Genomic DNA, 22,431 nt, shown 5'->3' on the forward strand with positions numbered 1-22,431 from the left:
CTTTTGCGCTGGCCTGGTCCGCTTCGTTCCAGTCCCCGAAGGTGCTGGGCGGCCGGGCGATCATGGCGTCGAGTTCCAGGCTCAGGAGCCGGGCCCGCAGGCGGATCGCGGCCCGTTCGCCCGCAACTCCGTTGTCCGCCGCGATCAGGACGTCCCGCACGCCCGGCGGCGGCGACCACCTCGACAGATTGCCGGCGGATAGCAGCGCCCATCCAGGTCGTCCGAAGCGTCGGATGGCTGAAAGGGTGGTGATCACCCCCTCCCCCACCACCATCCGGGAGCTGGTCGCCATTGTTAGGGGACATTAGAAACTAGAAGGGCGGGATACGGCGGGATTTGCCGGGACTGCCTGGGATGAACCCAAGCCCCATAAGGGTTCAGACCAAAAAAATTCGTCGGCGGTCGGCGGCGAGCGGTGTCTAACATGATGGTTGATTTAGACACCGCTCGACCACTTGATCCTAGAAAAAATTCGTCGGCGGTCGCGGCGGCTTTGAAGCCCTCAAAGCGTCCTTAGACGAAAGCGTGAGGGGCGTCAGAGGCCCCTTAAGCCCGGCGTGGCGGGGCGGGCGCGATCATTAGGGATCAGAGACGTGCCGGCGATGACGCCGCGCAACGCGGCGATGCGGTGTCGTCGGGTCGCATTCGTGCTCGGCGAAGTGGGACCAAGCGGTCCCAGTTTATCAAAAACCGGGTCAGGCCCGCCGCTGCTGGATAAGAGCGCCACAACCGTTCGTCCGGCAGGGGCCGGAAGTGGGACCAGTTTTCAGGCGTCGTTGGAGGCCGGCGACAGCGCCGCCAGAACCGCCGCTTCGTCTTCTGTGACCAGGCAACTGAGGGAGCCGCTTATGAAGATGCGGGTCGTGCCTTCCTCGGTCGCGGCGAAGGCCTGAACCCGCGCCGCGCGGATGTGGATCGGCAGACCTGTTTCGGGCTGGGTGAAGCGGACGAACGTCATCGCGTCTCGCAGAACCGTTTCAGGTCGCCCTCGACCAATGCCGTGCAGACAGAGGCATCAGCAGCAAGGCTGTTGCACAGAGGCGCGTCGGGGTCATGGGCCAAACACCAGGTCGCGACCGCCGAGCGGCCTGTGACGCCGCCACCGTTCCACTGATAGCGATAAAGCACGGGCTGCCCGGATGGAGCTATGACCCCAGCGAGTTGATAGTTTGCGAGGTCTGGGCCTTTGACGTTCACCAGCATTTCCCCCGACTTCCCGCTACCGATCGCATCGGCTTCAGCCTTGGCGATGGTGGACGCTGCGCAGTCAGGTGAGGCGTTCGGACATTCGAAGTCGATCACCAGGCGTCCATCGTCCGCGAGGGTCCGGTAAGCAACTGGAGGCGCGGCCGACGACGCCTCCGCAGCCGATTGCGTCGGCGTCTCGGCGGGGCCGCACCCAACCATGGCAAAGGCAAACATGATGGATGCGATCGTCGCGCGCATGGCGTGTCTCTAATAGATGTTGAAGCCGCCAAGGGCGCGGCCGAGGATGGCGAACTGTTCTAGGTCGTGGCCCTGTAAAACCTCGGGTTCATAGCGCGGGTTTTCCGAGATGACCTCGACGCCGTCAACGCCCAGGCGGCGCAGACGTTTGATGCGCAGTTCGTCGCCAAGCCGGAACGCGAAGACGCCCTCGCGAAGGCGGGTATCCCGAATATCGACGAGGACGCTGCTTTCGTCAGAAATCAGCGGCTCCATACTGTCACCTTCGGCCATGACGAATCGCAGGCCTTCGGCATTCGCCATGCCCATGATCTGAAGCATCTCCCGCGTCATCGGAACGACGCCGATCTGCTTTGCCAGGTCTGTGATCGAGCCTGCCCCAGCCGCCAGACGAACGTCGAGCAGCGGAATATCAACATAGCCGAACGGCCCCGAGTTTGGCTTGCCGTCTCCGGTCGTCAACCATTCCAAGCTCACGCCTAGCACCTTCGCGATCCGCGCAAGCTTGAATGCGCCTGGTTCGCTTCGGCCCTTCAGCAACTGATTGAACCCGCTCAGAGACATGTCCGCGCGCTTGGCCACCAGCGTCTGAGGCACTGCACCCATAGCCGAGCGGAGCCGATCCGCGAAATCGGAATACGGCCCTGCAATATCGTCATCAACCACGTTGACCGACTCCAAATACCGGATTACTGTCCGTTAAAACGTAGATACCTACGACGTAACGGATTTCGCTAATGCATTGCGAAGACATCAAGTCTGAACTCCGAAAGCGATATGGATCGCTCGCCTCCTTCTCGGAGCGCGTCGATCTTCCGCGCGGGCTTGTCAGCGATACCTTGCGAGGCCGCCGTTCCTCCCGTGCTGAAGCTGCGATCGCCGCCGCTCTGAATTTGCCGATCCATAAGGTCTTCCCGAAGCACTACGGCTTCAATGATTCGTCCCTGAAAGCGGACAATAGTCCGCTACAGCGTAGATCGCACCGTCTAACTGCGGAGGCGCGCTAGACATGGCGCGCGGTGACGAAACGCCCACGACGGCCCAGGCCGCCGTGATGATCGACCCGCCAGCCGTTCGTTCGGTGGTTCGGGTCAAGATCGCCCAGATCGACGCCAGTGAGCGCCTGCGAGAGATCAGCGAAGCCCACGCCCAAGTGATCGCCGCATCCATGCTTGAGCATGAGAAGGCCGGTGGTCGTCGCCAGCTTCAGGCCGTCGAACTGGTCCAGCGAGGCGATGGCTATCGGCTGGTCTATGGCGCGCACCGTCTTCGCGCCCACCAGATCAACGGCTGGGAAGAGATCGACGCCGAGATCGTGACGCTGACCGACGCGGGTCTGCGGCTGCGCGAGATCGACGAAAACCTGATCCGCCACGAGCTGACAGCGTTGGATCGGGCGCGGTTCCTGTCGGAACGGAAGCGCCTCTATGAAGCCCTCAACCCGGCCTCAAAACACGGTGGTGATCGTCGTTCTGATCAAGTGGCCAACATGGCCGTTTGGTCTTTCAGCGCCGACATCGCGGAAAAGACCGGCATGTCTGACCGCACAGTCAGACGCGCCGTGGCGCTGATCGAGAACCTTTCCCCCGCTGCCATTACCCGCCTCCGTGACACGCCACTGGCGTCGAACCAGGCCGCCCTAGAGGCCCTGGCGAAGCAACCGCACGAGCGGCAGTTGGCGGCGCTGGACCAGTTGTTCGCGGCCGAGAACCCGGCCCCCTCGGTCAATGCCGCCTTTGACCGCCTGGACGGCAAGGTCGTGAAGCCGGCCGCTGAGCTGAAGGTGTCGAAGCTGATCGACCAATGGGGGCGCATGGGCGCCAAGGAGCGCGGGGAGTTTCTGGCCTTCCTCGCCGCTGCCGACCTGCCGAAGGGCTGGACTGTGGAGAAGGGCCAATGAGCGCCGCACCCACCCGCGCCCATAGCTTGGGCGTGAAGCCTGCGCAGATGCGCCGTGGCAGCGTCAGCCGGATCAAAAAGGCCAAGGCCTCCCTGGTCGAGGTGATCGGCATCTGGGCCGACATCGACGAGGGGATGGTGGGCGAGGTCGAAAGCATGATCTCGCGCCTCGACGGCCTGAACGACAGCCTCGACGCCAGCGTCGAGCTGCTGCGCGAGGAATGGCCCGAATGATCCTCGCCATCTTCCACACGATCATCCTGCGCCTGACGGGCAAGGAGCGCCTGCTTTGACCGACGCCATCTCGATCCCGCGCGGCGGTATCGCCGTGCTGAACAACCTGCTGGCCCAGCGCTCGGCCTGGCATGGCTGGGAAGCCGGCCATCCGGCGCAGTCGCCCGAGGCGCAGGACGCCTTCACCGAGCGCGCGCGGGCCATCACCACCATGCGTGAGATCGGCCTGATCGACGAGAACGGCATGCTGACCGAGGCCGGCCGCATGACCGCTGAAGTCTGGAACGGGCGACATGCCTAAGCACCAACGCAAACGCCACCGCGAAGACCCGCGCCAGATGGCCCTCTCGTTCGATGCTCCGCCCCGCGTGACGCCGACCGAAGGGCTGCTGGCCGGCCTGGACATCTACGTCGCCGGTCTGGTTTCGCGGATCGTCCAGGACGACGCCCGCTCGCAGGCCGAAGTCGCCGCCGCAATCTCGGCGGTGCTGGGCGACGATGTCTCGGTCGATATGCTCTACGCCTATGCCGCCCCGGCGAAGACCAGCCACAACATATCGGTGGCGCGGTTCCTGGCGCTGATCGTCGCCACCAAACGCTCGGACGCTCTGGACGCCCTGGTCACCCGCATCGGCTGTCGGGTGCTGGAAGGCGAAGAGTTCGTGCTGGCCCAGCTCGGACACGTCCAAGCCGAGATGCGGCGCCTGCGCGCGATCGAGCGCGACCTGGTCGGCAAGGCCCAACCCTTCGAAGGGCGCACGGCATGAACGCGGTGTGGTGGACGGCGCAGGAACTGGCGATGCAGACCCTTCCGGGCCTGCCTTCGACCAAGCGCAAGATCAACGAGATGGCGGCGCAGCAGGGTTGGGCCGAGCGGACCAACGCGACCGGCGTTCGGCTGGCCCGTCCCCGCAAGGGACGCGGCGGCGGCCTGGAATATCACTATACCGTCTTGCCGGTTCCGGCCGTGGCGGCGCTGGCGGCGCGGGGCCTGGTGATGAATCAGGGCGCGCAGGCCGTCGTCGTTCCGGCCTCCGAAGCCTGGGCGGCGTTCGATGCCCTGCCTGACGACAAGAAGGCCAAGGCGCGGTTCCGCCTGGACGTGCTGCGGGAGATCGAAGCGCTGCGGACGGCGGGCGCCTCGGCGACGGGCGCCGTCGCCCATGTCGTTGCGCTGCACAAGGCGAAGGCCAGAGCCGGCGAAGGTGCGCAACACGACTTCAGCGCCGCCACGGTGGCCAACTGGAAGAAGGCCGTGCGCGGTCTGGCCAAGGGCGACTGGTTGCCCGCGCTGGCCCCACGCCACCAAGGCCGCACGGCGACGGCGGACTGCGATCCGAACGCCTGGGAGTTCCTGAAAGGCGACTACCTGCGCCTGTCAGCCCCGACCTTCGAGAGCTGCATGGAGCGGCTGTCGGACACGGCGGCGATGAACGGCTGGTCGATCCCGTCGCCGAAGACCCTGGCGCGCCGACTGGAAAAGGAAATCCCCGAGCCGGTGCGGGTGCTGGCCCGCGACGGCCTTGAAAAGCTGGAGCGCATGTTCCCGCCGATCATCCGGGATCGCAGCGAGTTCCACGCTCTTCAGGCCGTCAACGCCGACGGTCACCGCTGGGACGTGTTTGTTTCCTTCCCAGACAAACCGAAGCCGATGCGCCCGCTCATGCTGGCGATCCAAGACCTCTATTCGGGCAAAATCCTCGCCTGGCGCATCGCCGAAAACGAGGGCGCGGACACGGTCAGTCTGGCCTTCGGCGACCTGTTCCGCGACCACGGCGTCCCCGATCTGGTCTGGCTGGACAACGGCCGGGGCTTTGCTTCGAAGTGGATCACTGGCGGCACCCGCACCCGGTTCCGGTTCAAGGTGAAGCCTTCCGATCCGGTCGGCGTCCTGACGGCGGCGGGCTGCGACGTGCGCTTCACACGACCCTATTCGGGTCGTTCGAAGCCCATCGAACGGGCCTTCCGCGACCTTTGCGAACACGGCGCCAAGCACCCCGAGTTCCAGGGTGCCTACACCGGCAACAGCCCCATGGCGAAGCCCGAGGACTATGCCAGCCGCGCCGTGCCGCTGGACGTGTTCACGGCCGTGGTCAACGACGTGATCCGCCGCCACAACGCCCGCGTCGGTCGTCGGACGCGCGTCTGCCGGGGCGTCCTGTCGTTCGACCAGGCCTATCAGGCGTCGATCGCGACGGCGGTCATCACCCGCCCCACCGAGGCCCAGCTCCGCATGTGCCTGCTGGCGCATGAGAGCGTGACGGCCGACCGCCTGACCGGCGCGGTCAACCTGTTCGGCAATCGCTACTGGTCCGAGTTCCTGAGCGAGCATCGCGGCGAAAAGGTCGTGGTCCGCTTCGATCCCGACCGCCTGCATCAAGAGCCGGCGCACGTCTATTCGATGGGCGGCAACTACCTAGGCGCGGCGGAAATGCAGGAGGCGTCAGGCTTCTCCGACGCGACAGCCGCGCGTGAACACGGTCGGGTCAAGGCGGCCTGGCTGCGCTCGCAAAAGGACATGCTAGCGCTGGAGCGCCGGCTGTCGGCGGCTGATGTGGCGAACCTGTTGCCCGATGTCGCCGAGGACGAGGACTTCACGCCCGAGCCGACCCGCGTCGTGCGGATGCTCGGCGGCCTGGCTGCGGCGCCGGTGGCGGCCCCGGTCGAGGCGTCGGCCCAGATCATGGATCGGTATGCGGAAGCCCTGGCGCGACAGCGCCCGGATCATCTGCGGCTGATCGAATGAAGACGGCCCGGCGGGGCTGCAACCCCGGCCGGGCCTGAACCCCGAGAACCAAAAAACCCGAGAGAACTGAGGAACCCTATCATGTCACCCAATCTAGGCAAAACCACCTTCACCGACGCTGAGATGACGAAGCTGCGTCAGGACGTTGCGGCCTATATCGAGCGCAACGGCATGACCAAGCGCCAGTTCGCCGCCGACGCTGATGTGGCTGAAGGCACGTTCGGCCCCTGGCTGAACGGTCAGTATGCCGGGAACAACGACACGGTCGCGGCGAAGGTCCACCGCCTGATCGTCAGCCGTGAAGAACAAGCCCGCCTGGTGGCCACCGTGCCGGAAGCCCCGTCGTGGCAGCAGACCAAGACGGCCGTCAAAATCCTGACCGTCCTGGAGCATTGCCAGGTGTTCGGCGACATGGGCGTCCTCGGCATGGGGCCGGGCCTCGGCAAGACCCACACCATCGCGCAGTTCAAGGCGACGCGTCCGCGTGTCTGGACGGCCGCAATGTCGCCCAGCAGCCGGGGCGTCCCCAACGCCCTGGTCGCCATGCTTGAAGCCATGGGCGAAGACGAGGCCAAGGGAACGCCCCAGGCTCTGTCGCGCCGGGTTCAGAAGAAGGCTGGGCCGGGCGGCCTGATCGTGATCGACGAAGCCCAGCACCTGTCGCAACAGGCGGTGGACGAGTTCCGGTCGATCCATGACCGCACCGGCGTCGGCCTCGTCTTCTCGGGCGACGAGAGCGTGTTCCAACTGTTCGACGGGACGCGGAAAGCCGCCTTTGCGCAGTTCCATTCCCGGATCGGCATTCGCCACCGCCAGTCGCGGCCCTATGCCGACGACGCCGAAATCCTGGCCATCGCCCACGGCGTGACGGACGGTCCGTCGATCAAGCTGCTGCGGGACATGGCGCAGAAGCCTGGCGCCCTGCGCGGCGTCACCAAGACGCTGCTGCTGGCGCGTCGCATGGCGTCGATGACCGACACGCCGATGTCGCCCGCCGTCATCCGTGAAGCCTGGGCGCAGCGCGCCCCGGACATGGCCGCGTGAGGGCCGGGGCGATGGTCGTGCAAGGCCTGCATCCCCTCGACGCCGTGCTTGCCGAGATCGGCACCCTGGTTCGCCGGGGCCGTCACGGCTCGATGGACGAAACCGAGTGCAACACCCGCATCGAGCGCATCCGTCAGGCCGTCGTTCATGCCGACATCGACCAAGACGGACGCATCCGTGACCGCCTCGATGTGCTGGCGCGGACGCTCGATGACGGTTCGCTGACCCGCGATTGGTTCGACACCATCACCAAGTCGATCCGCGATCGCGTGGCCCGCGCCCGCGACAGCCTGACACCCGATCCCGGCCGCCTCGGCGAGAACACGGCGGGCCGCCGCTACGGCGGTCTGACCGTTTTCGACGGAGGCCGTTGCGATACCCCTGACACCCACCAAAGGAGCCTGTGATGGCCAACCAAGCCTCAAACGCCTATGCCCCGCCCAACGCCCAGGAGGTCAACGGCAAGACCTTCATCCCCGACGCCAAGGGCGCCCTGACGCCCATCGAGACGGTCAAGCCGACCGATCTGCTGATGGACGAGACGGTGCGCCGCGTGATGGGCCATGCGGGCGAGCTGCACGACCAGATCGCGCGCTTCAAACGCCACACCCTGGACGACTTCGCGGGCCTGCTGGCGCTGTTCGATCAGGAATATGGCGTCAAGCGCGGCGGGAGCAAAGGCAACGTCAGCCTGACTACATTCGACAAGACATTGAAGGTGGTGCTGGCCATCGCCGACCAGATCACGTTCGGCCCCGAACTTCAGTCCGCGAAGTCGCTGGTCGATGAATGCCTGGTCGAATGGTCGATCGACAGCCGGCCCGAGCTTCAGGCCATCGTCCAGCGGGCCTTCAACACCGACAAAGAAGGCCTGGTGAACCGCGCCGAGCTGTTCGGCCTGCTGCGTCTGGAGATCGCCGACGACCGCTGGCAGCGGGCCATGAAGGCGATCAAGGAAAGCATCCGGGTCGAAGGCACGAAGGAATACGTGCGCTTCTACCGCCGCCCCCACGCCCGCGCGGCCTGGTCGCCGGTGACGATCGATGTGGCCTCGGCTTCGATCATCGACGCGGTGGCGGCATGAGTCCGGCGCAGTTGGATCATCCGGTCGTCGCAGAGCCGCATGACGGCGTGGTCTGGAAGGTTCTCGCCGAGGTCGCGGCCGAGCGGCAGAACCAGGTCGCTCAGGGTCATTCGCTGACCTTGGACGACGGCTATATCGACAGGGAGCTGGCGCGCGCGTCGGGGGCCTACGCCCTCAACGCGGCGGCCCAGACAGCCGGATCGCTGTATTGGCCCTGGCCCGGTCACACCTGGCAGCCTGCCGACGCCCGGCGCGACCTGGTCCGCTCTGCGGCCCTGGCCATCGCCGAGATCGAACGCCTGGACCGCGCCCAAGCCGTGGAGACGCTGGCATGCCCCTGACGGCCGATACCCTGCTGCTGATCAGGACCAACGCCCTGATGCACACCCGGCGCGAAGTCCTCGCCGACTTCGAAGCCGACACCGTGCGCGAGGCCCACGACCGCGTCGTCTATGGCCATGGCGTCCTGACCGACGACGAACGTCGCGTGATCGAGGATGCAATGGCGGCCATGATCCATGCGCCGCGCCAAGACCTGACCGACGCGGGGCTGGCGGCATGACCCGCGCGAAGGTTCAGCCCGTGCCGGCATCCGTCCAGGCGGCGTTCGACCGCTTCTGGGCGGCCTATCCGCCGCGCGCGGACAACCCCAAGAAGCCCGCCCTGAAGGTCTTCGCCGACCTGGTGGCGGGCGGTGCAGATGCGGAGGCGCTGGTCCGTGCGGCCGGCACCTTCGCGGCGCATGTGAAGTCCCAGGGCTTCGACCCCAAGTTCACGCCCCACGCCCGCACCTGGCTGGCCCAAGAGCGTTTCGAGGAATGGGCGACGGATGCTCTGGTCTCGGCCCCGGCGACGGGACCAAGCCCTGATCACCCGTTGGCGGCCCTGCATGGCCGGATCGGCGACGCCGCCTGGGCGTCCTACATCGCGCCCCTGGTCATCACCGTGTCGTTCCCCGGCGCCCGCGTCGAGGCCCGGACGCGGTTCGCCCTGGACCGGGTGCGCCAGTCCTGGGGCCGCGACATCGAGACGGTGCTGGGTCGCGTGTTGTGGGCGGTGCGGCCATGAAGCTGAGCGCCGATCATCCCCTGGACAGCATCGAACTGGCCTGGGCGCGCGAGCGGCGCGCGAACCGGCATCCGATGCTTGTCATCGTGTCGCAGTCGGGCCGGCCGGAAGCGGAATGGACCGATGCCATGCGCACCGGCGAGGCGGCTTTTGCGCCCAACGCTGTCATCGAGGAACGCTACGCCTTGGTGCGCGAGGCCCTGAAGATCGGCCTTTCGATGGAGCTGATGTCCATCGCCGTCAGGGCGCCGCGCGCTTGGTGCGCCGAGGCCGGACGCCGAGCCATGGCTTGGCGCGAAGATCATTCACAAACAGGACGCATCTGATGGTCGCCTACTCATTCAAGTCGGGCTTCATCCCCGACATCCAATCGGGCCTGAAATGCCAGACGATACGGCTGCCACGGAAGCGCCACGCCCGACGCCTCGACGCACTTCAGTTCTTCACAGGGCCGCGCATGGCGCCAGTGCGGATAGGGTCGGCAACCTGTGTCGCCAATCGGGATGTTCGCCTCGACTTCGACGCAGATAGGGTCACCCTTGACGACTTCGAAGTCATCGAAGGTGACGAGGCGCTGAACGCCTTTGCTGTTCGCGACGGCTTCCGAGTTCCTGAACGCTTGGCCTCGTTGAGCGAGATGCCGCCGTGGGAATACATGACCCGCTGGTGGCGCATGACCCATCCCGACAGCCCCGTGTTTCGTGGCGTTCTTATCGACTGGGGCCTGACCTTCGAGGCGGTCAAATGACTACCCGCAAGCGCCGGAAGGCGACCCCTCGCGTCCAATGCCGTCGCGTTCCGTGGGCCGATCCCTATCCTGAAATCTTCCGCCTCGGCACGGCGGCCGGCCTGACCCCACCGTCCAATGTTCTGATCCGTTCAGGATCGCGGACGATCAGCTTCGTCGCCGACTTCACCAACGGTGACGGAATGCCCGTGCGCGCCACCGTCCGCATCGATCGTTCAACGCTGGCGGTCCTAGACGAGAACATGGCCGCTCGCTTCGTGATGAAGGCGAAGGCCGCATGAGCCAGCGCGCCGCCATCGCCAAGGTGAAGATCGCCGCCAAGGAACTGTGCCTGGACGACGACACCTATCGCGCCATGCTGACCCGGATCACGGGCCGGTCGTCGGCCGCGCATTGCAACGAGGCCCAGCTCGGCCTCGTCCTGGACGAGATGAAGGCCAAGGGTTGGAAGCCCCGTGTCGTCCAAGGCGGCCGGGAGGGTCCGCGCGCCAAGGCCCAGCCGGCGCAATCGCCCATGGCGCGCAAGGCGCGGGCCATGTGGATTTCCCTTCACCAGCTCGGCGCGGTTCGCGATCCCCGCGAGAGCGCCCTGGAAGCCTTCGGCCGTCGCCAGCTCGGCGTCGATAAGCTGGTCTGGGCCGACGAAGGCCAGGCCTATCGCCTGATCGAGGCGCTGAAGGCGATGGCCGATCGCGCCGGCTGGTCGCAAGACCTGTCGCTGATCCCGGCTGCGCAGCATGTCGCCGTGCTGAAGGCCCGGCTTCAGGCCGCGATCGACACGCGAGCCGCCGAGTGATGGCGACCGGCCTGTTCGAATGGGAAGCGGTGCGGACGGCCCTGGCCGCCGTCGCCCATGCCCATGCGCGACAGGCCCAAGCCCAGCGCCGCGCGCTGTTCGCCCCTCATGGCGTCAAACGCCAGCGTGAGGCCGATCTGAAGGCCGCCGTCGCCGAGACCCTAAGCGCCGAGCTGGCGCTGACCGCCGCCCGCCGTGAGGCCGGGGCATGACCATGGCCGAACCGACCTGGTCCGACTGGCCCGAGCTGCTTCAGCAGGTGGCGGAATGCTGCGGAGCCGGCGTCGCCCTGCGCCTGGCCCGAACCTATGGCGGGCGCGAGATCTACATCCCCACGGCGCAGTCGATCGACGAGGGCCACCATCTGGCGATTTCGCTGGGTCTGGCCTCGGCTCGCCAACTGGCGGACGCCTTGCGGGTCGGAAAACTGATCGTGCCTATGGGGCCGACATCCTCGCCGAAACGCCGTGCGGCTGCTATCCGACGCATGAAGTCGGAAGGCGCCACCAACGCTGCCATTGCGAAAACGCTTGGCATCCACCTACGGACTGTGGAAGTTCGCCACCAGCGCGATCGCGAGCGCGGCCTGACCGCCCGCGAGGACGACACCCCCGACCTTTTCGACCGCTGACCCCGAAACCTTTCGGGGTGGGTTGAGACCTGCCGATCTGGCCCTTGTTGCCTTGCGTCCGCGCAGGGCGGCGCGTCAGCAGGGCTTCAGCTTTTCACATGACACAGGGCCAGACGACCCGCCGCCCGACGCGTGGCGTTCGCAACAACAATCCGGGCAACATCGACCGGGTCAAAGGGACCAACTGGCAGGGCGCTGCGAAAGAGCAGACCGACTCCCGCTTCGTTACCTTCATCTCGGCCGAGATGGGTATCCGCGCCCTGGTCCGAACGCTGCTGACCTACTTCAAGCAGCACAGGCTCGCGAGCGTTCGCGGCATCATCAATCGGTGGGCGCCTCCGGTCGAGAACAACACGGCGGCCTATATCGACGCCGTCTGCCGCGACATCGGCCGTAGCCTCGGCCGCACCATCAACGCCGACGAACGACTGGACATCGACAGCATCGCCGTCATGCGCCCGCTGGTCGTGGCCATCATCGCCCATGAGAACGCCGGCTATGCCTATCCGGCCGGAGTGATCGACGAGGGGCTGCGGCTCGCCGGCATCGCCGACGTGAAGCCGCGCCCGCTGCTGAAGACGGGCGAAATCCAGGGCATCCTCGCCGCCGCGCCTCTGGTCGCCGTGTCCAGCGCCGAGGTCGTGGACACCTTGGGCAAGGCCCGCGATCAACTGGCCCCCGCCTCCGGCATGCACCCGGCGATCCAGACCTTGATCGTGCTGCTGTCGCTGGCGGGCTGCATCGTTGTCATCTGGTCGCGGTTCGCCCGCCAACGAAAGACCCTGTCGTGAAGCGCGGGGCGGCCTTGGGCTGGATCGTCGTCAGTCTTCTGGCGATCGTGGTCGCGGCGATCCCGTTCCTTGCTGTCGTCTTCCTGGGCGTGGCGTGGGGCATCATCGTCTTCGCCGTCGCCGCCTTCGGTCTGGCCTGGCTGGGCGGTCAGCTCGGCATGAACGGCGGCGCTGACGTGGCGATCGGCGGCGGGATCGCCCTGGTCGTCGGCGGTGTCGTGGGCCTGATCGTCCGTCTGGCGATGTGGGTGCTGTCGTGAACCTGGGCCGCCTGCCTGACCTAATGCCTTCGCGCCTTACGGTCGCGGCGGTGATCGGGTGCATCGTCTTCATCCCTCTGGCCATGTGGGCGAGCTGGACGGCTGGCGTCGCCGAGCATGGGCGTGTGGCGGCCCAGAAGACGGCCGACGCCTACCATCTCGCTATCACCGCCCCGACCACCGGCTACATCGCCCGGCTGGCGACCTGCAAAGCCTCCCTGTCAGGAACTGAAGGTTCGCTGCGGCTCCAGAACACGGCCGTCGAAAAGCTGCGCCAGGCCGCCGCCGCTGACGCCGCCCGCGCTGACCGCCTGGTCCACGCCGCCCAGCTTCAGGCCAGCGCCGCCGAGCGCCGCTCCCAAGCTGTCCTTCAGTCCCAACCCCGCGACGGCGAAGGCCGGTGCGAGGCTGCTTTCCGCCTGCATCAAGAGACCGTTGAATGATCCGTCGAGCGTCGCTTCTCTTGTGCTGCCTGGTCGCCGCCTGCGCCTCGGCGCCACCGCCTGAACCCGTCGTCAGGACGGTCGAGGTCGCGGTTCCCATCGCCACCCCTTGCCGCGTGTCGGTCGGCCCCGCGCCGACCTATGCCGATTCCGCCGACGCCCTGCGCCAGGCGGCCGACATCTTCGACGCCATGAAGCTGCGCGCGGCCGGTCGGGCGCAGCGCCAGGCGCGCGAGGCTGTGTTGCAAGCCGCCTTGGACGGCTGCGCCGGGGAGGTCCGCCCGTGACCTTCGCCGAAGTCATGACGCTGGTGGCGGTAGGGCTGTCAGCCCTCAACGCTGTCGTCCTGCTGAAGACCTATCACCGGGCCGGGCAATGGCGCGAGAGCGAGGACGCTAAGGCGATCCTGGCGCGCCTGACCCAGGTCGAGAACGACATCACCGGGTTCAAGGCCCGCTTCGAAAACGTCGCCACCAAGGCCGACGTGGCCCGGCTGACGGCTGAGGTGAACGGCCTGGAACAACTGGTCAAAAACACGGATGCGGGCGTGATCCGCATCGAGCAACTTCTGATGCGAGGCACGAAATGAGCTACAAGGAACAGGTCACCGCCGACCGCCGTCTGTCGATCCTGGAACTGCTGATGCAGGATGGCGGCATGGGCAACGAGCGGGTGCTGGAAACCGGGCTGACTAGCCTGGGCCACCGCGTCGGCGTCGATCGCGCCTATGTGCGCGAGCAGATGAAGTTCCTGGAAACGGCGGGCTGCGTCACCATCGACCTGTTCCGCGACACGGTCATGGTCGCCTCGATCACCGAGCGCGGCGCCAAGGTGTCTAAGGGCTTCATCACAGTGGACGGCGTGACCCAGCCCACGCCGGGCGGCTGAACCATGGCGCGCTCCCCCAGGCGTATCCCGTCCTCGATCGACAAGCTGCCGACCGAGGTCCGCGAGCTGATCGGTCAGTTGCGCGAACAGGGCGTGACGATCGACGACATCCTGGCCAAGCTGCACGAGCTGGGCGCGGACGTGTCACGTTCGGCGCTGGGCCGTCACATCAAGGGCCTGGCGGAAGTCGGCGAGCAGTTGCGCCGATCGCGCGAAATCGCCGTCGCCCTGGTCTCGCGCTTCGGCGAAGACCCTGACAACCGCGTCGCCCGCCTCAACATCGAACTGATGCACGGCCTGGTCATGCAGGCGATCACCGCGACGGCCGAAGGTCAGGACGGTGAACCGGGCGGGCCTGTGACCTTCGGACCCGAGGACACCATGTTCCTTGCCCGGTCGCTGCAATCGCTGGCCAGCGCCCAGAAGATCGACACCGACCGGCTGCTGAAGGTGCGGGTCGAGGTCGCCAAGGAGGCCGCCAAGGCCGTCGAAACCGTGGGCAAGGCCAAGGGCCTGACCAAGGAAACCATGGACGCGATCAAACACGCGGTCCTCGGCATCGCCTGATGGTCATCCGGCCGACACCCAAGCCCGACGCCGATCAAAAGGCCTGGGAGCGCGAAGCCGCCGAGGCTGCGTTCGCGCGCCTGCCCAAGGGCGACCTGCTGCTGCGCTACCAGGCGTCGGCGCTGGAGCTGCTGATGACCGGCGTCTCGCTGGTCGCGATCGAGAAGAGCCGGCGCATCGGCCTGACCTGGGCGCTGGCGGCCTATGCCGTGCTGAAGGCCGCCGCCCAGGGTTCGGCCGGAGGGATGAACGCCTGGTATATGGGCTATGATCAGGAGATGGCGCGCGAGTTCATCGACGTGTGCGTCATGTGGGCGCGGGCATTCGGCATCGCGGCCGAGGACGCCGACGAGGAAATCCTGGAAGGCGACGGCGAGAAGGTCCAAGCCTTTCGCCTGAAGTTCGCCTCGGGCTTCAAGATCGTGGCGCTGCCGTCCGTGCCGCGCGCCCTGCGCGGTAAACAGGGCCTGGTCATCATCGACGAGGCCGCCTTCCACAAAGACCTGGCTGAAGTCCTGAAAGCCGCCGTCGCCCTGTTGATGTGGGGCGGTCAGGTGGTGGTGGTCTCGACCCACGACGGATCGGCGAACCCGTTCAACCTGCTGCTGGACGACATCCGCGCCAAGAAGCGCAAGGGTGCGGTCCAGACGATCACGTTCGACGATGCGATTGCGGACGGCCTCTATGAGCGCGTTCGCCTGTCGGCCGAGATCAAGGGCCGCCAGATCGGGTCGAAGGAAGAGTGGATCGCCGACATCCGCGACACCTATGGCGACGACGCGGCCGAGGAACTGGACTGTATCCCGGCCGCTGGTTCGGGGTCGTGGCTCGACCCGGTCAAGCTCTCGACCTGCGAACACGCCGACGCTGGCAAGCCTGAACTCTACACGGGCGGCCTGGTCTATCTGGGCCGCGACGTGGCGCGCCGCCGCGACCTGTCCGTCATCCATGCCTTCGAGCTGGTGGGCGACGTGCTGTGGATGCGTGATCGCTGGGTCGCGCGGGCCGCCACCTTCCGCGCCCAGGACGACGCCTTCGACGCGATCTGGAAGACGCGCCGCATCGCCTCGGCCTGGATTGATCAGACCGGCATGGGGGAAAAGGTCGTCGAAGACCTTCAGCTTAAATACGGCGAGACCCGCATCGTCGGTCAGTTGCTGACCGGCCCCAACCGCCTGGACCTCGCGAGCGCCTTCAAGGATCGCGTCGAAAACTGCGCCATCCGCATCCCCTCGCTGGTCGATCTGCGCACCGACTATCGGGCGATCAAGAAGGAAGGCGGCGTCGGCGGCGCAGTTCGGATCGTCGATGACGGCGATGTCCACGCCGACGAGTTCTGGGCCACGGCCCTGGCCTGCCGCGCCGCCGACACGCCTTACCAGCCTTACGACTATCGCGGCGCCAGCCGATCCGGGCCGCGCCCCGGCGACCGCCAGTCCGACCATGTCAGCCGCTCGCGTTACGGCGGCCGAAGGATTCACTGATGACCGACCTCGTCCAACCTGGCCTTTCGAAGTCTGGCCTGATCGACCTCTATGGCCGCCCTCTGAACGTCGCCTCGGCAGCGACGAAGGCCGAGATCGCCGAGGTGGTGGCCCGGCCGACGACGACCGGCGTCCGCCAGGCCTGGAACAACACCACGGTCGCGGCCGGCCTGACGCCTGGACGGCTGGCGTCGATGCTTCAGCGCGCGGCCGATGGCGACGCCCACGACTATCTGACCCTCGCCGAGGAGATGGAGGAACGCGACTGGCACTATGCGTCCGAGCTGGGCAAGCGGAAGCTGGCGGTCATGGGCCTGGACCGCAACGTCAAGGCGGCCTCAGACGACCCTCGCGACATCGAGATCGCCGAGGCCGTCAGGACCGAGATCATTGAAGACGAGGCCTTCGAAGACCTGTGCGCCGGCGCGCTCGATGCCCTGGGCAAAGGCTATGCCGTCGTCGAAATCGGCTGGTCCACCGGCAAGCGCTGGGTTCCGAACCAATACGCCTGGCGCGATCCGCGCTGGTTCCAGTGGGACCGCGAGACCGGGCATTCCCTGAGGATGCTGGACACGGCCGACATGGCCAACGGCGTCGAGCTGCGCCCCTTCAAGTTCGCGGTCCACCGTCCCAACCTGAAGATGGGTCTGCCCGTGCGCGGCGGCCTGGCGCGCCTGGCGGCTTGGGCCTTCCTGTTCAAGTTCTACGGCGTGAAGGATTGGGCCACCTTCGCCGAGAGCTATGGCCAGCCGCTTCGCCTGGGCAAATACGACGCCAGCGCCACGCCAAAGGACGTGGACATCCTGTTCAACGCCGTCTCCATGATCGGCACCGACTGCGCCGCCGTGATCCCCAAGGCCATGGAGATCCAGTTCGTGAAGGCCGAGGGCGGCACCGGATCAGGCGCCGACCTCTATCAGAAGTTCGCTGAGTTCCTAGACAAGCAGGTGTCCAAGGCCGTCGTCGGTCAAGACGGCACGTCATCGATGCAGTCGGGCGGCGGCTACGCCCAGGCCAAGGTTCTGGACGGGGTCAGGGGCGACATCTGCGAGACCGACGCCAAGCAGCTCGCTCGCACGATCCGCCGCGACGTGATCGAACCCTTCGTCCTGTTCAACTACGGCCCAGACGCGGCCATCCCCGGCCTGCGCCTGGAAACACCCGAGACCGAAGACCTGAAGGCGCTGTCGGAAGCCCTGGCGCCGATGATCGATCGCGGCCTGAAGGTGAAGTCCAGTCAGCTCCGCGAGAAGTTCGGCCTGGAGACGCCTGAAGGCGATGACGAGGTTCTTGGCCCGCCGACCAAGGCGACCACCACGACCCCCGTCGAGGCGGCCGTGTCGGACGACAAGGCCCAGAACCGGCGTCAGGCCCACGCGGCGAACCGCGCCCAGGACGACGACGGCAAGCCGGCCGACCGGATGGAAGAGCTGGCGGCCGAGGCCATGGCCGGCTGGACCGAAGACCTGGATCCGATGATCGAGCCGTTCGAACGGCTGGCGAAGACGGCGAACAGCTATGCTGAGTTCGAAGCCGGCATCGCCGACGCCGTCGCCGGCATGGACGCCTCGGTCCTGGCGCGCACCCTGGGCGCTGCCTTCTTCAAAGCCCGCGCCCATGGCGATGTGCATGACGATCCCGAGGACTGATCAGGGTGGCGGGCTTTTCCTTCAGCGCTGAACCGCCGTCTGAGGTCAGCGCCTACTTCCGTCAGAAGGGAGACCGGCCGGCCTTCCGTTGGTCTGAGGTCTGGGGCGAGGAACACGCCTATGCCTTCACCGTCGCCAAGGCCACGTCGGCCGACGTGCTGGGCGCGATCCGCGAAAGCCTTCAGACTGCAATCGACAAGGGCGTCCCCTATGACCAGTGGGCGCGCGACCTGAAGCCATTGCTTCAGGCCAAGGGCTGGTGGGGTGAAGCCGTCGAGATGGCCGACCCCGCGACCGGCGAGGTTAAGCCGCGCGAGCTGGGGACGCCGCGCCGGCTGCGGATCATCTATGACGCCAATCTGCGCAGCGCGCGGGCGGCCGGTCAGTGGGAGCGGGGCCAGCGGACCAAGGCCGTGCTGCCCTTCTACCTCTACCAGCTCGGCCCCAGCGAACGCCACCGGCCCGAACACGTCGCCAAGGAAGGAGTGGTCAGGCCCGTTGACGATCCCTTCTGGACGGCCTGGTTCCCGCCCAACGGCTGGGGCTGCAAATGCTGGCTGCGCCAGATCACTAAGGCCGAGGCGACCAGGCGCGGCGTGACGCCGCCGTTCGACGTGCCTAATCGCACCTTCAGCCGCGCCCTGGACGATGGATCGACCGAGCGCGTCACGGTTCCCCAGGGCATCGACCCAGGCTGGCAGACCAACCCCGGCCTGAACCGGGCCAAGACCTTGATGACCAACATGGCCGACCGGCTGATCGCCTCTGGCGAATCGGCCGCGCGCGCCCTGATGACGGACTTCTGGAAAGGCTCGACGCCCGAGGCCTTCACCCATCTGCCGGCCCGCACCTTCGCCCCGGCTGCCATCGCCCCGGCGCGGCTTCAGAAAGAACTCGGGACCGAGGCCCTGCTGGTGATGGTGTCCAGCGACACGCTGAAGACCAAGCTGGAAAAGCACGGCGACGGCGAGCGCGGGCTGAAGGCGGCGGACCTCGGCCGGCTCCAGGCGATCCTCGATGATGGCCAACTGGTCGAGCGCACCGGCGCGAACGCGGTCTATGCGATGGAGATGGACGGCGGCTGGTATCAGGCCGTGGTCAAGACCTCGGCGAAGGGCGAGCTGATCCTCGCGTCGCTGTTCCCGATCGGCGCGCGAAAGGTGCGGCGGTTGGGGCTGAAAAAATAGGGAGGGCAGATCGGACGGAGGGTCGTTACATCCTCGCGGCGCAGGCGCCCGGAAACGGAATGGCTCGCCCGATCTGGGTCGAATATGGGGGTTTCGGCCGGCGAAGTCACCCCATCATAGAAAACGCGTCAGGAGCGTCGAAACGGATGGGGCCGGTCCAAGCGCGCCTGAACCGGCCCCAAGGGCGTCATTAGAGGCCTTAAACGCCCTTAGACGGTGGGCCGGCCATCATCTCCGCACCCAGCTTCAGGTTCTCGGCTTTGATCGCGGCTCTTCGCTCAAGGTGACGGGTAACCAGATCGAGCACAGGCCATTCGACGATGTCGAAGGCGCTGAGATTGTTCAGCTCGCGAACTTTCACCGCGAGCGCCCACGCATCGATTGAAAGTTGAGCCGCCGTGTCGGCTGCGATGGCGTGATACTCGTCCCCTTCCAGGACCATGAAATCGAACTTCAGGCCGTCGTAAAGCAGCTCTGTTCTGCGCCGAAACTGCGTGGCCTGGACCGCCATTTCCAAACCTAGAAGCTTCCAATCGACCAGATCGGGCCAAGCTCCAATCGGCTCTCCCGTCAGAACCCCTTCGCCGAACGGGTTCTCAGGCTGCACCGGCGTGACCCAAACCGTGTCGGAGAAGTTGGCCACGACATCGCGACACGCCAAAACATACCGCTCCAGGTGTTCAGCCAGGGCTAGTGCGGAAAGCCCGCGATCGCGTGTCTCGGCTTTGCGCTGCACCCGTCGCAGCCGCCAGGCCGCCAGTTCACCGCCGCCGATCTGCATCAATCCGCCCACCAGGACGCCGGCAAGGCCGATGCCCGCGACAAGCAGGGCGCTGGCGTCGGCCGGGCTAGCTCCAGAAGCGGCGACAGACATGGCGATCTCCAGGGACGGGACGAAAAAGCCCGTCCTGCTGATCAGCGGGACGGGCGCACATTCAAGAGATTTCCATGGAAGAGTCGAGCGGATTAGATCATGGGGGGCCTCCGGGTTTCCCGTTGGGCGTCTTCGCCGAGAACCCTGACCCTGCCATCCTGCTGAAATCGACGTGACCCCGAAAACCTTCGGGGTGTGGTGACGCCGTCCGCGCCCCGATCATGGCGTCATGAACACGGCTTCGGCAACAACAAACAAACAGACCGGCGCGACGATCGCAACGCCGATCCAGTCCATCGCCCTTAATGAGGCGGGCGCGGCCCCCGAGTGGATCGAACTGATCCCGGCCGGCTTCGACGTCCAGGGCCGTGACGGCCGCGCCTGGATCAACCCCGATCCACAAGGCGTTGTCACCGCCACCGCCGGCCGGTCTCTGCCGCTGCCCCTGGATTGGGAACACGCCACCGAAACGCGCGCCCCCCAGGGCCTCGACGCCCCGGCCGCTGGCTGGATCGAGGAAGTCGCCGTGCGCGAGGGCGGCTCGATCTGGGGCCGGGTGGACTGGACCCTGCGCGGGCGGACGATGGTTGAGGGCAAACCCCCCGAATACCGCTTCGTCAGCCCTGTCTTTTCCTACGACCAGATCACCGGCGTGATCCGCCGCCTGATCAGCGTGGGCCTGACCAACACCCCGAACCTCGTCCTGACTGCCCTCAACCGCGAAGGCGCGACGGACATCACCCGCGAGCAGGAGAAACCCTTGAGCATCGCAACCCAACTGGCGGCAGTCCTCGGACTGTCAGCCGGCGCCACTGACGACCAGATCGTCAACGCCGTGACGGAGGCGAAAGCCGCCAACCGATCGGTGGACCTGACCAACTATGCGCCGCGTAGCGAGCTGACGACGGCGATCAACCGGGCCGAAAAGGCCGAGGCCGATCTGAAGGCCAAGGCCGACGAAGATCACGCCAAGGCCATCGACGCCGCCCTCGCCGCCGCCCAGGACGCGGGCAAGATCATCCCCGCCTCGGTGGATGACTACCGCGCCATGTGCAGCGTCGAGGGTGGGCTGGAGCGGTTCACCAACCTGGTGAAGACCATGCCGGTCATCGCCGGGGCCGCCGAAAGCCGCGCCTCGAACAAGGCCGAGAACGCCGACACCGGCTCGGGCTTGACCGATGAAGAGCGGGCGGTCTGCCGCGCGCTCGGTCAGGACGAGGCGACCTTCAAGTCCACCCAGAAGAAGGCCAACTGACCATGGCGCTCACCCAAGGCCGCAAGGTCCAGGAACGCGGCGGCAAGCAGCACGGTCACCCCGTCGCCGCCAATGCCGTCATTCATGCGGGGGCGCTGGTCGTACTCGCTGCCGGCTGGGCCGCCCCCGGTCGCACCGGCGCTGGCGCAGACAATGCCGCCAAGGCCGCCGACGCCGCCACCCTTCAGGTCGTGGGCGTCGCCGAGGAAGCCGCCACTGGTGGCCCCGCTAACGGCGACGTGCGGGTCAGGACGCGGGCGGGGTGCTTCCTGTTCGACAACCTGTCCACCGACGCCGTGACCCGCGCGGACATCGGCAAGGCCTGCTTCCTCGTCGACGACGAGACGGTGGCCAAGACCTCCCCCAACAACACCCGAGCGCGAGCCGGGATCGTCGATGACCTCGAAGACACGGGCGTTTGGGTCCGTGTCGGCGCCGGTCGCTAGGAGCTGACGACATGATCGTAACCGCAGCCGCAATCGCGGCCCTGAACACCGGGTTCAAGAACAACTTCAACGAGGGCCTGACCGGCATCAAGCCGGTCTGGGACAAGGTCGCCACCCTTGTTCCGTCCAGCCGCTCTTCGAACACCTATGGCTGGCTGGGCGCCTGGCCCGGCCTGCGCGAGTGGATCGGCGATCGGGTGGTCAAGTCGCTGTCGGAAAGCAGCTACCAGATCACGAACAAGGATTACGAAAGCACGGTGGGCGTCCCCCGCAATGCGATCGAGGACGACGAGTTCGGCATCTACGGCCCGATGATGGCCAGCATGGCCCAGGTCGCGGCCGAGCATCCCGACACCCTGGTCTTCGGCCTGCTGAAGAACGGCTTCACCACGCCCTGCTATGACGGTCAGAACTTCTTCGACGACGAACACCCGGTCGGAGACACGAAGGTCTCCAACATGCAGGCCGGCGTCGGCGAGGGCTGGTATCTGCTGGACACCCGTCGTCCGCTGAAGCCGCTGATCTTCCAGCAGCGCAAAAAGCCCGAGTTTGTGGCCATGACGGCCTTGACCGACGAGGTCGTCTTCACCGCCAAGGAGTTCCGCTACGGCGTGGACACCCGCTGCAACGCCGGCTTCGGCTTCTGGCAACTCGCCTTCGGTTCCAGGGCCGAGCTGACCGCCGAGAACTACGAGGCGGCCTTCGAAGCCATGACCTCGCAGCGCAACGAGGAAGGCGGCGTCCTGAACGTGCGTCCGACCATCATCGTCGTGGGTCCGGGCAACCGCGCCCGCGCCAAGAAGCTGTTCGACACCATGCTGGTCGGCGGCGGCGACACCAACACCCTCTACAAGGATGTTGAGATCGTCGAAGCCCCGTGGGTGGGCTGAT

36 protein-coding genes are annotated in these 22,431 nt (G+C 66.6%); 31 read left to right on the plus strand and 5 right to left on the minus strand.

What is annotated here, in order from left to right; genetic code table 11:
* The 4 genes from GGC30_RS02765 to GGC30_RS02780 form a co-directional block, all read right to left on the minus strand.
* The coding region (locus tag GGC30_RS02765; RefSeq protein WP_370451846.1) for a toprim domain-containing protein at positions 1-256 on the minus strand (256 nt) is incomplete at its 3' end.
* Between the two features lie 510 nt (positions 257-766).
* Positions 767-958 (minus strand): hypothetical protein, encoded by a 192-nt coding sequence (locus tag GGC30_RS02770; RefSeq protein WP_153922634.1) that lies wholly within the window; start codon positions 956-958, stop codon positions 767-769.
* On the minus strand, positions 955-1,446 hold the full coding sequence (locus tag GGC30_RS02775) for a hypothetical protein (RefSeq protein WP_153922635.1): 492 nt from the start codon (positions 1,444-1,446) through the stop codon (positions 955-957). Before GGC30_RS02775 ends, GGC30_RS02770 begins: the two co-directional genes overlap by 4 nt.
* Positions 1,447-1,455: 9 nt before the next feature.
* The gene (locus GGC30_RS02780) at positions 1,456-2,112 is read right to left on the minus strand and encodes a LexA family transcriptional regulator (RefSeq protein WP_153922636.1); all 657 of its coding nucleotides are present in this window, start codon (positions 2,110-2,112) and stop codon (positions 1,456-1,458) included.
* Between the two features lie 71 nt (positions 2,113-2,183).
* Here GGC30_RS02780 and GGC30_RS16740 point away from each other — a divergent pair, with 71 nt between their 5' ends.
* From GGC30_RS16740 to GGC30_RS02920, 28 genes are all read left to right on the plus strand, one after another.
* On the plus strand, positions 2,184-2,453 hold the full coding sequence (locus GGC30_RS16740; protein ID WP_088582573.1) for a helix-turn-helix domain-containing protein: 270 nt from the start codon (positions 2,184-2,186) through the stop codon (positions 2,451-2,453).
* A gap of 2 nt (positions 2,454-2,455) precedes the next feature.
* Positions 2,456-3,346, plus strand: coding sequence for a ParB N-terminal domain-containing protein (locus GGC30_RS02790; RefSeq protein WP_153922637.1), 891 nt, complete (start codon positions 2,456-2,458; stop codon positions 3,344-3,346).
* The gene (locus tag GGC30_RS02795; RefSeq protein WP_153922638.1) at positions 3,343-3,579 is read left to right on the plus strand and encodes a hypothetical protein; all 237 of its coding nucleotides are present in this window, start codon (positions 3,343-3,345) and stop codon (positions 3,577-3,579) included. Before GGC30_RS02790 ends, GGC30_RS02795 begins: the two co-directional genes overlap by 4 nt.
* Before the next feature lie 55 nt (positions 3,580-3,634).
* Positions 3,635-3,880: a hypothetical protein gene (locus GGC30_RS02800; RefSeq protein ID WP_153922639.1), complete on the plus strand. Its 246-nt coding sequence runs from the start codon at positions 3,635-3,637 to the stop codon at positions 3,878-3,880.
* Complete coding sequence (locus GGC30_RS02805) at positions 3,873-4,346, plus strand: hypothetical protein (RefSeq protein WP_153922640.1); 474 nt, start codon at positions 3,873-3,875, stop codon at positions 4,344-4,346. The genes GGC30_RS02800 and GGC30_RS02805 overlap by 8 nt, the downstream gene beginning before the upstream one ends.
* A complete protein-coding gene (locus GGC30_RS02810; RefSeq protein WP_153922641.1) occupies positions 4,343-6,325 on the plus strand; it encodes a transposase domain-containing protein in 1,983 nt (660 codons plus the stop codon). Before GGC30_RS02805 ends, GGC30_RS02810 begins: the two co-directional genes overlap by 4 nt.
* Positions 6,326-6,406: 81 nt before the next feature.
* On the plus strand, positions 6,407-7,369 hold the full coding sequence (locus GGC30_RS02815) for an AAA family ATPase (RefSeq protein ID WP_153922642.1): 963 nt from the start codon (positions 6,407-6,409) through the stop codon (positions 7,367-7,369).
* Positions 7,370-7,380: 11 nt separating this feature from the next.
* Complete coding sequence (locus GGC30_RS02820) at positions 7,381-7,776, plus strand: hypothetical protein (protein WP_153922643.1); 396 nt, start codon at positions 7,381-7,383, stop codon at positions 7,774-7,776.
* The gene (locus GGC30_RS02825; protein ID WP_153922644.1) at positions 7,776-8,453 is read left to right on the plus strand and encodes a DUF3164 family protein; all 678 of its coding nucleotides are present in this window, start codon (positions 7,776-7,778) and stop codon (positions 8,451-8,453) included. Before GGC30_RS02820 ends, GGC30_RS02825 begins: the two co-directional genes overlap by 1 nt.
* Entirely contained in the window at positions 8,450-8,794 is a 345-nt protein-coding gene (locus tag GGC30_RS02830) for a hypothetical protein (protein ID WP_153922645.1), read from the plus strand. Before GGC30_RS02825 ends, GGC30_RS02830 begins: the two co-directional genes overlap by 4 nt.
* A complete protein-coding gene (locus GGC30_RS02835) occupies positions 8,785-9,015 on the plus strand; it encodes a hypothetical protein (RefSeq protein ID WP_153922646.1) in 231 nt (76 codons plus the stop codon). The genes GGC30_RS02830 and GGC30_RS02835 overlap by 10 nt, the downstream gene beginning before the upstream one ends.
* Positions 9,012-9,521: a hypothetical protein gene (locus tag GGC30_RS02840; RefSeq protein WP_153922647.1), complete on the plus strand. Its 510-nt coding sequence runs from the start codon at positions 9,012-9,014 to the stop codon at positions 9,519-9,521. The genes GGC30_RS02835 and GGC30_RS02840 overlap by 4 nt, the downstream gene beginning before the upstream one ends.
* Positions 9,518-9,847, plus strand: coding sequence for a hypothetical protein (locus GGC30_RS02845; protein WP_153922648.1), 330 nt, complete (start codon positions 9,518-9,520; stop codon positions 9,845-9,847). The genes GGC30_RS02840 and GGC30_RS02845 overlap by 4 nt, the downstream gene beginning before the upstream one ends.
* Positions 9,847-10,269: a hypothetical protein gene (locus GGC30_RS02850; RefSeq protein WP_153922649.1), complete on the plus strand. Its 423-nt coding sequence runs from the start codon at positions 9,847-9,849 to the stop codon at positions 10,267-10,269. Before GGC30_RS02845 ends, GGC30_RS02850 begins: the two co-directional genes overlap by 1 nt.
* Complete coding sequence (locus GGC30_RS02855; RefSeq protein WP_153922650.1) at positions 10,266-10,550, plus strand: hypothetical protein; 285 nt, start codon at positions 10,266-10,268, stop codon at positions 10,548-10,550. The genes GGC30_RS02850 and GGC30_RS02855 overlap by 4 nt, the downstream gene beginning before the upstream one ends.
* On the plus strand, positions 10,547-11,065 hold the full coding sequence (locus tag GGC30_RS02860; RefSeq protein WP_153922651.1) for a gp16 family protein: 519 nt from the start codon (positions 10,547-10,549) through the stop codon (positions 11,063-11,065). Before GGC30_RS02855 ends, GGC30_RS02860 begins: the two co-directional genes overlap by 4 nt.
* Positions 11,065-11,277 (plus strand): hypothetical protein, encoded by a 213-nt coding sequence (locus tag GGC30_RS02865; protein WP_153922652.1) that lies wholly within the window; start codon positions 11,065-11,067, stop codon positions 11,275-11,277. Before GGC30_RS02860 ends, GGC30_RS02865 begins: the two co-directional genes overlap by 1 nt.
* On the plus strand, positions 11,274-11,696 hold the full coding sequence (locus GGC30_RS02870; RefSeq protein ID WP_153922653.1) for a helix-turn-helix domain-containing protein: 423 nt from the start codon (positions 11,274-11,276) through the stop codon (positions 11,694-11,696). The genes GGC30_RS02865 and GGC30_RS02870 overlap by 4 nt, the downstream gene beginning before the upstream one ends.
* Positions 11,697-11,794: 98 nt before the next feature.
* On the plus strand, positions 11,795-12,487 hold the full coding sequence (locus GGC30_RS02875; RefSeq protein ID WP_228763560.1) for a hypothetical protein: 693 nt from the start codon (positions 11,795-11,797) through the stop codon (positions 12,485-12,487).
* Positions 12,484-12,747, plus strand: coding sequence for a hypothetical protein (locus GGC30_RS02880; RefSeq protein WP_153922654.1), 264 nt, complete (start codon positions 12,484-12,486; stop codon positions 12,745-12,747). The genes GGC30_RS02875 and GGC30_RS02880 overlap by 4 nt, the downstream gene beginning before the upstream one ends.
* Entirely contained in the window at positions 12,744-13,190 is a 447-nt protein-coding gene (locus tag GGC30_RS02885) for a hypothetical protein (RefSeq protein ID WP_153922655.1), read from the plus strand. The genes GGC30_RS02880 and GGC30_RS02885 overlap by 4 nt, the downstream gene beginning before the upstream one ends.
* Positions 13,187-13,477 (plus strand): hypothetical protein, encoded by a 291-nt coding sequence (locus GGC30_RS02890; protein ID WP_153922656.1) that lies wholly within the window; start codon positions 13,187-13,189, stop codon positions 13,475-13,477. Before GGC30_RS02885 ends, GGC30_RS02890 begins: the two co-directional genes overlap by 4 nt.
* Positions 13,474-13,779 (plus strand): hypothetical protein, encoded by a 306-nt coding sequence (locus GGC30_RS02895; protein WP_153922657.1) that lies wholly within the window; start codon positions 13,474-13,476, stop codon positions 13,777-13,779. Before GGC30_RS02890 ends, GGC30_RS02895 begins: the two co-directional genes overlap by 4 nt.
* On the plus strand, positions 13,776-14,078 hold the full coding sequence (locus GGC30_RS02900) for a winged helix-turn-helix domain-containing protein (protein ID WP_153922658.1): 303 nt from the start codon (positions 13,776-13,778) through the stop codon (positions 14,076-14,078). Before GGC30_RS02895 ends, GGC30_RS02900 begins: the two co-directional genes overlap by 4 nt.
* 3 nt (positions 14,079-14,081) lie before the next feature.
* Entirely contained in the window at positions 14,082-14,645 is a 564-nt protein-coding gene (locus GGC30_RS02905) for a DUF3486 family protein (RefSeq protein WP_153922659.1), read from the plus strand.
* Entirely contained in the window at positions 14,645-16,129 is a 1,485-nt protein-coding gene (locus GGC30_RS02910) for a terminase large subunit domain-containing protein (protein ID WP_153922660.1), read from the plus strand. Before GGC30_RS02905 ends, GGC30_RS02910 begins: the two co-directional genes overlap by 1 nt.
* Positions 16,129-17,778 (plus strand): DUF935 domain-containing protein, encoded by a 1,650-nt coding sequence (locus GGC30_RS02915; RefSeq protein ID WP_153922661.1) that lies wholly within the window; start codon positions 16,129-16,131, stop codon positions 17,776-17,778. The genes GGC30_RS02910 and GGC30_RS02915 overlap by 1 nt, the downstream gene beginning before the upstream one ends.
* 5 nt (positions 17,779-17,783) lie before the next feature.
* A complete protein-coding gene (locus tag GGC30_RS02920; RefSeq protein WP_153922662.1) occupies positions 17,784-18,965 on the plus strand; it encodes a phage minor head protein in 1,182 nt (393 codons plus the stop codon).
* Between the two features lie 199 nt (positions 18,966-19,164).
* Here the strand turns inward: GGC30_RS02920 and GGC30_RS02925 are convergent, their stop codons facing one another.
* Complete coding sequence (locus tag GGC30_RS02925; protein ID WP_153922663.1) at positions 19,165-19,839, minus strand: hypothetical protein; 675 nt, start codon at positions 19,837-19,839, stop codon at positions 19,165-19,167.
* Between the two features lie 229 nt (positions 19,840-20,068).
* Between GGC30_RS02925 and GGC30_RS02930 the strand changes: the two genes are divergently transcribed.
* The 3 genes from GGC30_RS02930 to GGC30_RS02940 are packed head-to-tail and all read left to right on the plus strand — an operon-like array spanning position 20,069 to position 22,430.
* On the plus strand, positions 20,069-21,094 hold the full coding sequence (locus GGC30_RS02930; protein WP_153922664.1) for a phage protease: 1,026 nt from the start codon (positions 20,069-20,071) through the stop codon (positions 21,092-21,094).
* Positions 21,095-21,096: 2 nt separating this feature from the next.
* Complete coding sequence (locus GGC30_RS02935) at positions 21,097-21,540, plus strand: hypothetical protein (protein WP_153922665.1); 444 nt, start codon at positions 21,097-21,099, stop codon at positions 21,538-21,540.
* A gap of 11 nt (positions 21,541-21,551) precedes the next feature.
* Positions 21,552-22,430 carry a Mu-like prophage major head subunit gpT family protein gene (locus tag GGC30_RS02940; protein ID WP_153922666.1) on the plus strand — a complete coding sequence of 293 codons (879 nt, stop codon included), beginning with the start codon at positions 21,552-21,554 and terminating at the stop codon, positions 22,428-22,430.
* Position 22,431 lies beyond the last annotated feature (1 nt).

Origin of the sequence: Brevundimonas sp. SPF441 (genome assembly GCF_009661015.1) — a bacterium.
Lineage (GTDB): Bacteria > Pseudomonadota > Alphaproteobacteria > Caulobacterales > Caulobacteraceae > Brevundimonas > Brevundimonas vesicularis.

What these genes read in the sequence shown, in the direction of transcription:
- GGC30_RS02875 (WP_228763560.1), top strand. Translation starts at nt 11,795, where the DNA reads ATGACACAGGGCCAGACGACCCGCCGCCCGACGCGTGGCGTTCGCAAC.
- GGC30_RS02905 (WP_153922659.1), top strand. Translation starts at nt 14,082, where the DNA reads ATGGCGCGCTCCCCCAGGCGTATCCCGTCCTCGATCGACAAGCTGCCG.
- GGC30_RS02925 (WP_153922663.1), bottom strand. Translation starts at nt 19,839, where the DNA reads ATGTCTGTCGCCGCTTCTGGAGCTAGCCCGGCCGACGCCAGCGCCCTG.
- GGC30_RS02915 (WP_153922661.1), top strand. Translation starts at nt 16,129, where the DNA reads ATGACCGACCTCGTCCAACCTGGCCTTTCGAAGTCTGGCCTGATCGAC.
- GGC30_RS02775 (WP_153922635.1), bottom strand. Translation starts at nt 1,446, where the DNA reads ATGCGCGCGACGATCGCATCCATCATGTTTGCCTTTGCCATGGTTGGG.
- GGC30_RS02815 (WP_153922642.1), top strand. Translation starts at nt 6,407, where the DNA reads ATGTCACCCAATCTAGGCAAAACCACCTTCACCGACGCTGAGATGACG.
- GGC30_RS02845 (WP_153922648.1), top strand. Translation starts at nt 9,518, where the DNA reads ATGAAGCTGAGCGCCGATCATCCCCTGGACAGCATCGAACTGGCCTGG.
- GGC30_RS02835 (WP_153922646.1), top strand. Translation starts at nt 8,785, where the DNA reads ATGCCCCTGACGGCCGATACCCTGCTGCTGATCAGGACCAACGCCCTG.
- GGC30_RS02870 (WP_153922653.1), top strand. Translation starts at nt 11,274, where the DNA reads ATGACCATGGCCGAACCGACCTGGTCCGACTGGCCCGAGCTGCTTCAG.
- GGC30_RS02910 (WP_153922660.1), top strand. Translation starts at nt 14,645, where the DNA reads ATGGTCATCCGGCCGACACCCAAGCCCGACGCCGATCAAAAGGCCTGG.
- GGC30_RS02795 (WP_153922638.1), top strand. Translation starts at nt 3,343, where the DNA reads ATGAGCGCCGCACCCACCCGCGCCCATAGCTTGGGCGTGAAGCCTGCG.
- GGC30_RS02935 (WP_153922665.1), top strand. Translation starts at nt 21,097, where the DNA reads ATGGCGCTCACCCAAGGCCGCAAGGTCCAGGAACGCGGCGGCAAGCAG.
- GGC30_RS02940 (WP_153922666.1), top strand. Translation starts at nt 21,552, where the DNA reads ATGATCGTAACCGCAGCCGCAATCGCGGCCCTGAACACCGGGTTCAAG.
- GGC30_RS02890 (WP_153922656.1), top strand. Translation starts at nt 13,187, where the DNA reads ATGATCCGTCGAGCGTCGCTTCTCTTGTGCTGCCTGGTCGCCGCCTGC.
- GGC30_RS02855 (WP_153922650.1), top strand. Translation starts at nt 10,266, where the DNA reads ATGACTACCCGCAAGCGCCGGAAGGCGACCCCTCGCGTCCAATGCCGT.
- GGC30_RS02825 (WP_153922644.1), top strand. Translation starts at nt 7,776, where the DNA reads ATGGCCAACCAAGCCTCAAACGCCTATGCCCCGCCCAACGCCCAGGAG.
- GGC30_RS02770 (WP_153922634.1), bottom strand. Translation starts at nt 958, where the DNA reads ATGACGTTCGTCCGCTTCACCCAGCCCGAAACAGGTCTGCCGATCCAC.
- GGC30_RS02805 (WP_153922640.1), top strand. Translation starts at nt 3,873, where the DNA reads ATGCCTAAGCACCAACGCAAACGCCACCGCGAAGACCCGCGCCAGATG.
- GGC30_RS02810 (WP_153922641.1), top strand. Translation starts at nt 4,343, where the DNA reads ATGAACGCGGTGTGGTGGACGGCGCAGGAACTGGCGATGCAGACCCTT.
- GGC30_RS02860 (WP_153922651.1), top strand. Translation starts at nt 10,547, where the DNA reads ATGAGCCAGCGCGCCGCCATCGCCAAGGTGAAGATCGCCGCCAAGGAA.
- GGC30_RS02840 (WP_153922647.1), top strand. Translation starts at nt 9,012, where the DNA reads ATGACCCGCGCGAAGGTTCAGCCCGTGCCGGCATCCGTCCAGGCGGCG.
- GGC30_RS02820 (WP_153922643.1), top strand. Translation starts at nt 7,381, where the DNA reads ATGGTCGTGCAAGGCCTGCATCCCCTCGACGCCGTGCTTGCCGAGATC.
- GGC30_RS16740 (WP_088582573.1), top strand. Translation starts at nt 2,184, where the DNA reads ATGCATTGCGAAGACATCAAGTCTGAACTCCGAAAGCGATATGGATCG.
- GGC30_RS02830 (WP_153922645.1), top strand. Translation starts at nt 8,450, where the DNA reads ATGAGTCCGGCGCAGTTGGATCATCCGGTCGTCGCAGAGCCGCATGAC.
- GGC30_RS02865 (WP_153922652.1), top strand. Translation starts at nt 11,065, where the DNA reads ATGGCGACCGGCCTGTTCGAATGGGAAGCGGTGCGGACGGCCCTGGCC.
- GGC30_RS02850 (WP_153922649.1), top strand. Translation starts at nt 9,847, where the DNA reads ATGGTCGCCTACTCATTCAAGTCGGGCTTCATCCCCGACATCCAATCG.
- GGC30_RS02900 (WP_153922658.1), top strand. Translation starts at nt 13,776, where the DNA reads ATGAGCTACAAGGAACAGGTCACCGCCGACCGCCGTCTGTCGATCCTG.
- GGC30_RS02930 (WP_153922664.1), top strand. Translation starts at nt 20,069, where the DNA reads ATGAACACGGCTTCGGCAACAACAAACAAACAGACCGGCGCGACGATC.
- GGC30_RS02790 (WP_153922637.1), top strand. Translation starts at nt 2,456, where the DNA reads ATGGCGCGCGGTGACGAAACGCCCACGACGGCCCAGGCCGCCGTGATG.